We start from the raw sequence: 8,255 nt of genomic DNA on the forward strand, positions 1-8,255 counted from the left end.
CTGCCCGCTGCCACCCCCGTACAACCGGCGATGGGCCGCACCGCCTTCGACGAAGTCCACCCGCACCGGCCCCGGCGCATCCGGCCCCAGCTGTTGCAGCTGCAAACCCTGGTCACCCACCTGCAAGGCAAATTCGCCGTCCGCCACTTGCATCGGCAAGCCCAGGCGCTCGGCCCATTGCTCGGCTTGTGGCTCGAAAGCCGCGTCCAGGGCCTGGACATGGATGCGGCAGGCCGCAGGTTGATCAATCATCGGAAAACACGCTCAAAAAATTAATGATCGGCAAAAACGGCCGATAACAAAACTATCGAGCATTTTGCCAGAGCTGAGCGTCGACCGAGAGAAATGTCAGACATTCAACCCACAATCACAGGTTTTATCTCGCCCTACGGCGACTACAACCTGCGAAACACCCAGGCACTGAGCGGCGTCAGCCACATCTGGCAGGATTTCTTTGCCCGGGCGCTGGCCGAACAGTCGGGTGAAGTGCTGCCGCAATCGCTGAACTTTCCACCGGTCGATCTCGAAAGCCCGGTTGAACCCACCGTTGGCAGCGACCTGCTGGCACACATCGTGTCCCAGCGCGAATGCGACGTGCAGGACACCCCGATCCGCCCGCCCGAGCCGCTGTTCCTGCCGATTGCCGAATTCGAAATGGACCTGGCCGACAAACCACGCCCACCGTTCCCGGTGGATGAAATCGTCGCCCAGCAAAAACAACAGGACTTCGAAAGCGGCTGGGTGCGCCCGATCGTGCTGAACGCCGGTCAGCCGCTGCCAGAAGCCAGCCCTGCCCCGCAACCACGTCCGCTGCACCTGCCGATCGCCGAATTCGAACTCGACCTGCTCGACAAGCCGTTCCCGCCATTCTCGCCAGAAGAACGGGTGGAACAGCAGAAACAACTCGATTTCGACAATGGCTGGGCCCGCCCGATCATCCTGCAGAACCTGCGCATCGCCGCCTGATCCTCAGCACCCTGCCACACTCAATGTTCAGCCTTTGAAGAACTGATTGGCCTTCTGGTACGGCATCGACCGCGAAGTGAAACCGAACGTTCCTGAGGACCGGATTTCTTCGGCTGCGCGGAAGAATTCGCCATACGCCGCCAGTGCCAGCGCCGAACCGACGCTTATGCGTTTGACGCCCATTTCACCCAACTGCTCGACAGTCAGCTTCAAGCCGCCCGACATCAACACATTCACCGGTTTTGGCGCCACGGCACGCACCACTGCCAACACCTCCTCGGCGCTGCGCAGACCAGGTGCGTAAAGCACGTCGGCACCGGCCTCGGCGAATGCCTGCAAGCGGCGGATGGTGTCGTTCAGATCGGGATTGCCGTGCAGGAAGTTTTCGGCCCGGGCGGTCAATGTGAAGGGGAACGGCAAACTGCGAGCGGCCGCGACAGAGGCCTCGATTCGCGCCACGGCGTGTTCGAAACAATAGATCGGGCCTTCTTCGCGGCCGGTGGCATCTTCAATCGAACCACCGACGGCTCCGGCCTCTGCTGCGCGCAGGATACTTTTCGCGCAATCAGCGGGGTTGTCGGCAAAGCCGTTTTCCAGGTCGACAGCAACCGGCAAGTCGCTGGCGGCGACAATCGCCCGAACGTTCAACAGGGTATCGTCCAGGGTCAATCCGCCATCGGCACGGCCCTGAGAAAAGGCATAGCCGGCACTGGTGGTCGCCAGCGCCTCGAAGCCGAGGCTGGCAAGCATTTTCGCCGAACCGGCATCCCACGGATTGGGAATCACAAAAACGCCGGGGCGCTCATGAAGGGCTTTGAACGCCTGGGCTCGAAGGGTTTGCGCATCCATTGGGCAGGCTCCTGAAGAGGGGAAGGAATCCGCCTCAGAGCAGGCCAAGTTGCTCGGCGACGGGTTCTCTGTATAGCTCAGGCAGCGCCGGCAAGCCAGGCAAACGCAGCATCAGTCGGGCATGAAAACGCTGCGCCAGTTTCGCCGCCAGCAGGTTGTCGGCCGTGTGCAGGAAGATGTACGGCGTACGGCCTTCTTCGATCCATAGCGCGATTTTCTCGACCCATGGCTCGAGAAACGTATCGTTGGCCTCAAGCGTCGGGTGGCCGATAAAACGCACCTGCGGGAACTGCGTGAATGCCGCCGGGCGCGGTGGCACACGGGGCTTCTTCGATTGGGCGTGCAGTACCGAAGCCTCGGTAGACGTGCAACTGAACAGCGCACGGGGATCGAGACAGATACGTTCGACACCGCGATCCAGCAGCAGGCGATTGAGCATTCGCTCGCTGTCACCCCTGGCGAAAAAGTCATCATGTCGCACTTCAACGGCCAGCGGCCGCTGCAGGGCATCGATAAATCCGGCCAGTTCGGGCAAACGTTGGGGTGTGAAGCTTTTCGACAACTGCAACCACAGCGGCGACACCCGTTCACCGAGGGGGCTGAGCAATTGCAGGAAGGTGTCGGCGGCGGTCAACTGCTCGCGCAGGTCGCCCCCGTGGCTGATCTCGCCGGGAAACTTGGCGGTGAAACGAAAATGTTCGGGCATGGTGTCGGCCCAACGCTGCACGGTGCCGGCAGCCGGGCTGGCGTAGAAGGTCGTGTTGCCTTCCACGGCATTGAATACCTGGCAATAGAGATCAAGAAAATCAGCGGTTTTGGCGTCGGGCGGATACAGGTAATCGCGCCAGGCGTTCTCGCTCCAGGACGGACAACCGAGGTAATAAGGCAGCACCATCAGATGTACAGGTCGAGCCTCAGCACATCCGCTTCCCAATCGACGAAACCGGCAGTGCTCAGATAGCTGGCCAGGGCTGTCGCCACACTTTTGCTCATGGCACGGTGGTAAATCATGTCTTGCTGACGGGCGGGAAGATTGCTCAGTTTTTGCGCAGAGGCTTTGGCGGCGCGGGCAGCCAGTTGCTCTTCAGTCGGGAATTCCAGCTCGCCTTCGATATCGATGGCGTCGTCTTCCACCACGCGGCCTTTGCGAGGTTTGCGCTTGATGGGGTAGGACTGAGAGGAAACGCCGTCTATACGCATACGTGCATACTCGGAATCAGTGATGGCAGTTTAGTGGCGCAAAACCCGCTTCGCAAACCGCCGAGTGATAACTAGAACACATAAAAGGCAAAAGGTTTAAAAGCCGGGTTAGAAAATGATGCTTGGCAGAGTTAGCGCAGACCCCTAACCCTGTGGGAGCGGGCTTGCTCGCGGAAGCGGTGGGCCAGCCACGTCAAATGCTGGATGTGACTACGCCTTCGCGAGCAAGCCCGCTCCCACAGGTACTGCGTGAATCAACGCGCCTTGGGCGTCGCCACTTTATCCCGCAGATAAACCGGCTGCGCCTCGTCGGCCACGATCGCCTCGCCGCGTTCCCAGGCAAATCGCGCCAGGGTCAGCAGGTCTTCGGCGTGGGGCAACATACCCGCGTCCTGCCCGCTCAGGCTGACGGCGATACGCTCGCCATAGCCCCAACCAGTGCCTGCGCCAAACCACTCGCCACTGGCATCGGCCGGCAATGCAGCGGACTCCGGCGGCAGTACCGCTTCCGCACCCACCAGGCGCATCTCCCCGGCCGTTTCGCGGTAGCAACCCCAATACACTTCATCCATGCGCGCATCGATCGCGGCGGCGACCTGGGTGGCGCCGTGTTCGCGCAACGCACGTTGCGCCAGTACCGCCAGGTTCGACACCGGCAGCACGGGGCGATCCAGGGCAAACGCCAGCCCTTGCACCACGCCGATGGCGATGCGCACGCCCGTGAAGGCACCCGGGCCACGGCCAAACGCGATGGCATCGACCGCTTGCAAGGTGGTGCCAGCATCTGCCAGCAATTGCTGGATCATTGGCAACAGCTTCTGCGCATGCAGGCGCGGGATCACCTCGTAATGGCTCGTGACCTTGCCGTCATGCAGCAAGGCAACGGAGCAAGCTTCAGTCGCGGTGTCCAGGGCCAGCAAGGTGCTCATCGATGTTTCCGTAAAAGAGGTCAGAAAAAGTGCGCCAGTATAAACAACTACGGCCCGCAAGCGGGCCGTGGATGATGCAGCGGATCAGGTTTTTCAGCTCAGCGCTTCAAGTACCTTGGCGGTGATCGCTTCAACCGAGCCGACGCCTTCGATATGGCTGTACTGCGGCTTGCCATTGGCAGCCGACAGCTTCTGGTAGAAGTCCACCAGCGGCTTGGTCTGCGAATGGTAGACCGACAGGCGATGACGCACGGTTTCTTCGGTGTCGTCCTTGCGCTGTACCAGCTCTTCACCGGTGATGTCGTCTTTGCCTGCGGTTTTCGGCGGGTTGTAGACGATGTGGTACACGCGGCCGCTGGCCTCGTGAACACGACGACCGGCGATACGCTGGACGATTTCTTCGTCTTCGACGGCGATTTCAACCACTGCATCCAGCTCGACGCCGGCCGTCACCAGGGCTTCAGCCTGGGGAATGGTGCGCGGGAAGCCGTCGAACAGGAAACCGTTGGCGCAGTCGGACTGGGCGATGCGGTCCTTGACCAGTGCGATGATCAGGTCATCGGACACCAGGCCGCCGGCATCCATGATGCTCTTGGCCTTGATGCCCAGCTCGGTGCCGGCCTTGACCGCAGCACGCAGCATGTCGCCGGTGGAGATTTGCGGAATGCCGAATTTTTCGGTGATGAACTTAGCCTGAGTACCTTTACCGGCCCCGGGAGCTCCCAGCAGAATGACGCGCATCGATGTGCTCCTCAATTTTTTATATGGATAACGTCAGATTCGCCTCGTGGGGCCAATCTCAAAAATAGGGTCGTGACCGCCCAAACGGTCAAAGGCTGCTCAAGATACACAGCAGGCTGCGCCCACACAAGACGCCAAAAGTCGGAGAAACCGCTGCCTGTTGCGACCATTGCGCACAGTTCCCCAAGTCGCAACCCCATCATTAACTGTCGCCTGACAGCACTTTTCAACCCGTCATACAGCGGCATCCGACTCACCTGCCGGATGCCTGACCCCACGGCAAAAACCTTAGCCGGTGTTACGCAAACCGGCGGCAATCCCCGCGACAGACACCAGCAAGGCCTGTTCTACCGGGCTGCCCTGCGCCACGTCCTGCAATCGCGAACGGGCCAGCAACTCGGCCTGCAATAGATGAAGCGGGTCGAGGTAGGTGTTGCGCAAGCGGATGAACTCAAGGGTCGCGGGGCTATGTGCCAGTAGCTGCGACTGCCCGGTCAGACCGAGAACGATGGTGCACGCCTGCGACAATAGGTCGCGTAAGTGCGCACCCAATGGCAACAGATTCGGCTCGACCAGACGCTCATCGTAGGACTGCGCAATGTCGGCATCGGCCTTGGCCAGGACCATTTCCAGCATGTCGATGCGGGTGCGGAAGAACGGCCACTGCTCACGCATCTGCCCCAGCAGTTCGCCTTCGCCACGCTCCAGTGCCTTGCTCAGTGCTGCTTCCCAACCCAGCCACGCCGGCAGCATCAGGCGCGTCTGGGTCCAGCCGAAGATCCACGGAATCGCCCGCAGGCTTTCGATGCCCCCGGCCCGACGCTTGGCCGGACGACTGCCCAGCGGCAAACGACCGAGTTCCTGTTCCGGCGTGGACTGGCGGAAATACTCCACGAACTGCGGATTTTCCCGGACCACGGCGCGGTAAGCACTGACACCGTCTGCGGCCAGTTCGTCCATCAAATGGCGCCACTCAGGCGTCGGTGGCGGTGGAGGCAGCAAGGTTGCTTCAAGCACGGCGGCCAGGTACAGGTTGAGGTTCTGTTCGGCGATGTCTGGCAGGCCGAATTTGAATCGAATCATTTCACCCTGTTCGGTGGTGCGGAAACGCCCCGCCACAGAACCCGGCGGCTGCGACAGGATCGCCGCGTGGGCCGGGCCGCCGCCACGCCCCACGGTGCCACCGCGACCGTGGAACAACAGCAGTTCAACGGCGTTCGAGCGACAGATATCCACCAGTTGCTCCTGCGCCCGGTACTGCGCCCAGGCCGCCGCGGTGGTGCCAGCGTCCTTGGCCGAGTCGGAATAGCCGATCATCACTTCCTGCGGCCCTTGCAGGCGCGCGCGATAGCCCGGCAACAGCAGCAGCTTCTCGATCACCGGACCTGCGTTGTCGAGGTCGGCCAGGGTTTCGAACAGCGGCACCACGCGCATCGGCCGCAACACACCGGACTCTTTGAGCAATAACTGCACAGCCAGGACATCGGAAGCCGCACCGGCCATGGAAATCACATAGGAACCGAGGGATGCCTGCGGCGCAGCTGCGATTTCCCGGCAGGTCGCCAGCACTTCGGCGGTGTCGGCGGAGGGTTTGAAGTACGCCGGCAGCAAGGGACGACGATTGCTCAGTTCACGCGTCAGGAAGGCGATGCGCTCTTCTTCGCTCCAGTCCTCATAGCGGCCCAGGCCGAGGTAGTCGGTGATTTCAGTCATGGCGGCGGTGTGCCGCGAGGAGTCCTGGCGCACATCCAGACGGACAAGGAACAGACCGAAGGTCACTGCCCGGCGCAGACAATCGAGCAACGGCCCGTCGGCGATCACGCCCATGCCGCACTCGTGCAAAGAGTGGTAGCAAAGCTCCAGTGGATCGAGCAGTTCTCGATTGTCCTGCAGCACATCGGCGCCGGCGGGTGTGGCGCCGGTCAACGCACTGTGCGCCCAGTTGCGCGTGGCCCGCAGGCGTTCGCGCAGCTGTTTGAGCACGGCCCGGTAAGGTTCGGCGCTGTCTCCCGCCTTGGCTTTCAATTCATCGCTGGCCTGCTGCATCGACAGTTCAGCCGCCAGATGATCGACATCGCGCAGGTACAGATCAGCCGCCATCCAGCGCGCCAACAACAAGACTTCCCGGGTAACCGCCGCCGTCACGTTCGGATTGCCGTCGCGATCACCGCCCATCCACGAGGCAAAGCGAATCGGTGCCGCCTCCAGTGGCAAGCGCAGGCCGGTAGCGGCATGCAGGGCCTGATCGGCCTTGCGCAGATAATTGGGAATGGCCTGCCACAGCGAATGTTCGATCACCGCGAAACCCCACTTGGCTTCGTCCACCGGCGTCGGACGCGTGCGGCGAATTTCTTCGGTGTGCCAGGCTTCGGCGATCAGGCGCTGCAAGGTGGTCTTGATCTGCCCGCGCTCGGCACTGGTCAGGTCACGGTGATCCTGGGCCGCCAGTTGCGCGGCGATGGCATCGTATTTCTGGATCAGCGTGCGGCGCGCGACTTCGGTGGGATGCGCGGTCAGTACAAGCTCGATTTCCAGTCGCCCCAATTGCCGGGCCAGCGTTTCGGCGCCATGCCCCTCGGCGCGCAGGCGAGCGAGCAATTCCGGCAGCACCCGGGCTTCGAACGGCGCCTGTTGGGTTTCCTCGCGGCGGTGAATCAACTGGTACTGCTCGGCGATGTTGGCCAGGTTGAGAAACTGGTTGAACGCCCGCGCTACCGGCAGCAATTCGTCTTCGGTCAACTGGTTCAGGCTGGCACTGAGTTCGGCGTCCACGGAGCCGCGCCGGTCAGCCTTGGCGCCCTTGCGGATCTGCTCGATCTTGTCGAGAAAACCGTCGCCATATTGTTCACGAATGGTGTTGCCCAACAGCTCACCCAACAGGTGAACGTCCTCGCGCAAGCGTGCATCAATATCGGTCATCAGCAGGTCTCCAGCAAAAATCCGGGCGGCTAGTACCCTAGAGAGTGCCGCCCCAGACCGGTTCTTACAAGCAAGACGACGAAGGACCTTTAAACCTTGCCTGTTGAAGCTAGTCTGAAGATAAACCGTACAACGGCCATCGCCGGCCAAAGCCGGACACTCACCCTGCCTGCCACGAGCGGGAGCGCCATGAGGTCAATATGAAAATCCGCGAACTTGCCCACCACTGGGAAGAAAACGCCAAGGGTCGCCTGACCGACACCGGCTACTCGATTCATCTGGACGTCGAGTCGGCCGCACGGCTGGCCGCGATCATCGAGATGTACCCCAAGCGGCATCCCGAAGAACTGCTCGGCGATCTGATCGGCGCCGCGCTGGAGGAACTGGAAAGAAGCTTCCCGTACGTCAAAGGCTCGACCGTGGTCGCCACCGACGAAGAAGGCGATCCGCTGTACGAAGACATCGGGCCGACCCCGCGCTTCCTGGCCCTGTCCCGTCGGCATCTGCACGATTTGTCGCTGCCTGACGACAAACAGAAGCATTGAACCCTGTGGGAGCGGGGGGTGGTGGGCGATAAGGTTTTAAAAAAAAAAAAAATTTTGTTGGTTAAACCAATTATAAGGGAAGCGCCCCGCCACCAAATGATTTTTT

General features: G+C 61.4%; 9 protein-coding genes. 2 read left to right on the forward strand and 7 right to left on the reverse strand.

Annotated features, from left to right (window positions below):
• Positions 1 to 252, reverse strand: a 252-nt coding sequence (locus ACCD00_RS29265) for a class I SAM-dependent methyltransferase (protein ID WP_413428705.1), incomplete at its 3' end; no start/stop codon positions are given.
• A 93-nt stretch (positions 253 to 345) separates the two neighbouring features.
• On the opposite strand from ACCD00_RS29265, the gene ACCD00_RS29270 reads away from it, so the two are divergent.
• Positions 346 to 966, forward strand: coding sequence for an energy transducer TonB (locus ACCD00_RS29270; RefSeq protein WP_413428706.1), 621 nt, complete (start codon positions 346 to 348; stop codon positions 964 to 966).
• A 27-nt stretch (positions 967 to 993) separates the two neighbouring features.
• On the opposite strand, the gene ACCD00_RS29275 is transcribed toward ACCD00_RS29270, so the two are convergent.
• The 6 genes from ACCD00_RS29275 to ppc all read right to left on the reverse strand — a co-directional run bounded on the left by ACCD00_RS29275 (position 994) and on the right by ppc (position 7,604).
• Entirely contained in the window at positions 994 to 1,815 is an 822-nt protein-coding gene (locus ACCD00_RS29275; protein ID WP_413428707.1) for an isocitrate lyase/PEP mutase family protein, read from the reverse strand.
• Between the two features lie 34 nt (positions 1,816 to 1,849).
• A complete protein-coding gene (locus tag ACCD00_RS29280) occupies positions 1,850 to 2,710 on the reverse strand; it encodes a DUF72 domain-containing protein (RefSeq protein ID WP_413428708.1) in 861 nt (286 codons plus the stop codon).
• On the reverse strand, positions 2,710 to 3,015 hold the full coding sequence (locus tag ACCD00_RS29285) for a hypothetical protein (RefSeq protein WP_413428709.1): 306 nt from the start codon (positions 3,013 to 3,015) through the stop codon (positions 2,710 to 2,712). The genes ACCD00_RS29280 and ACCD00_RS29285 overlap by 1 nt, the downstream gene beginning before the upstream one ends.
• Positions 3,016 to 3,269: 254 nt before the next feature.
• On the reverse strand, positions 3,270 to 3,944 hold the full coding sequence (gene tsaB, locus ACCD00_RS29290) for a tRNA (adenosine(37)-N6)-threonylcarbamoyltransferase complex dimerization subunit type 1 TsaB (RefSeq protein ID WP_008019587.1): 675 nt from the start codon (positions 3,942 to 3,944) through the stop codon (positions 3,270 to 3,272).
• Between the two features lie 93 nt (positions 3,945 to 4,037).
• On the reverse strand, positions 4,038 to 4,685 hold the full coding sequence (gene adk / locus ACCD00_RS29295) for an adenylate kinase (RefSeq protein ID WP_413428710.1): 648 nt from the start codon (positions 4,683 to 4,685) through the stop codon (positions 4,038 to 4,040).
• 288 nt (positions 4,686 to 4,973) lie between these two features.
• Positions 4,974 to 7,604, reverse strand: coding sequence for a phosphoenolpyruvate carboxylase (gene ppc / locus ACCD00_RS29300; RefSeq protein WP_413428711.1), 2,631 nt, complete (start codon positions 7,602 to 7,604; stop codon positions 4,974 to 4,976).
• Positions 7,605 to 7,804: 200 nt separating this feature from the next.
• On the opposite strand from ppc, the gene ACCD00_RS29305 reads away from it, so the two are divergent.
• Positions 7,805 to 8,149 (forward strand): pilin assembly protein, encoded by a 345-nt coding sequence (locus ACCD00_RS29305; RefSeq protein WP_413428712.1) that lies wholly within the window; start codon positions 7,805 to 7,807, stop codon positions 8,147 to 8,149.
• Positions 8,150 to 8,255: the final 106 nt, after the last annotated feature.

Origin of the sequence: Pseudomonas sp. Pseusp3 (assembly GCF_047304225.1) — a bacterium.
GTDB classification, from domain to species: domain Bacteria; phylum Pseudomonadota; class Gammaproteobacteria; order Pseudomonadales; family Pseudomonadaceae; genus Aquipseudomonas; species Aquipseudomonas fluorescens_CD.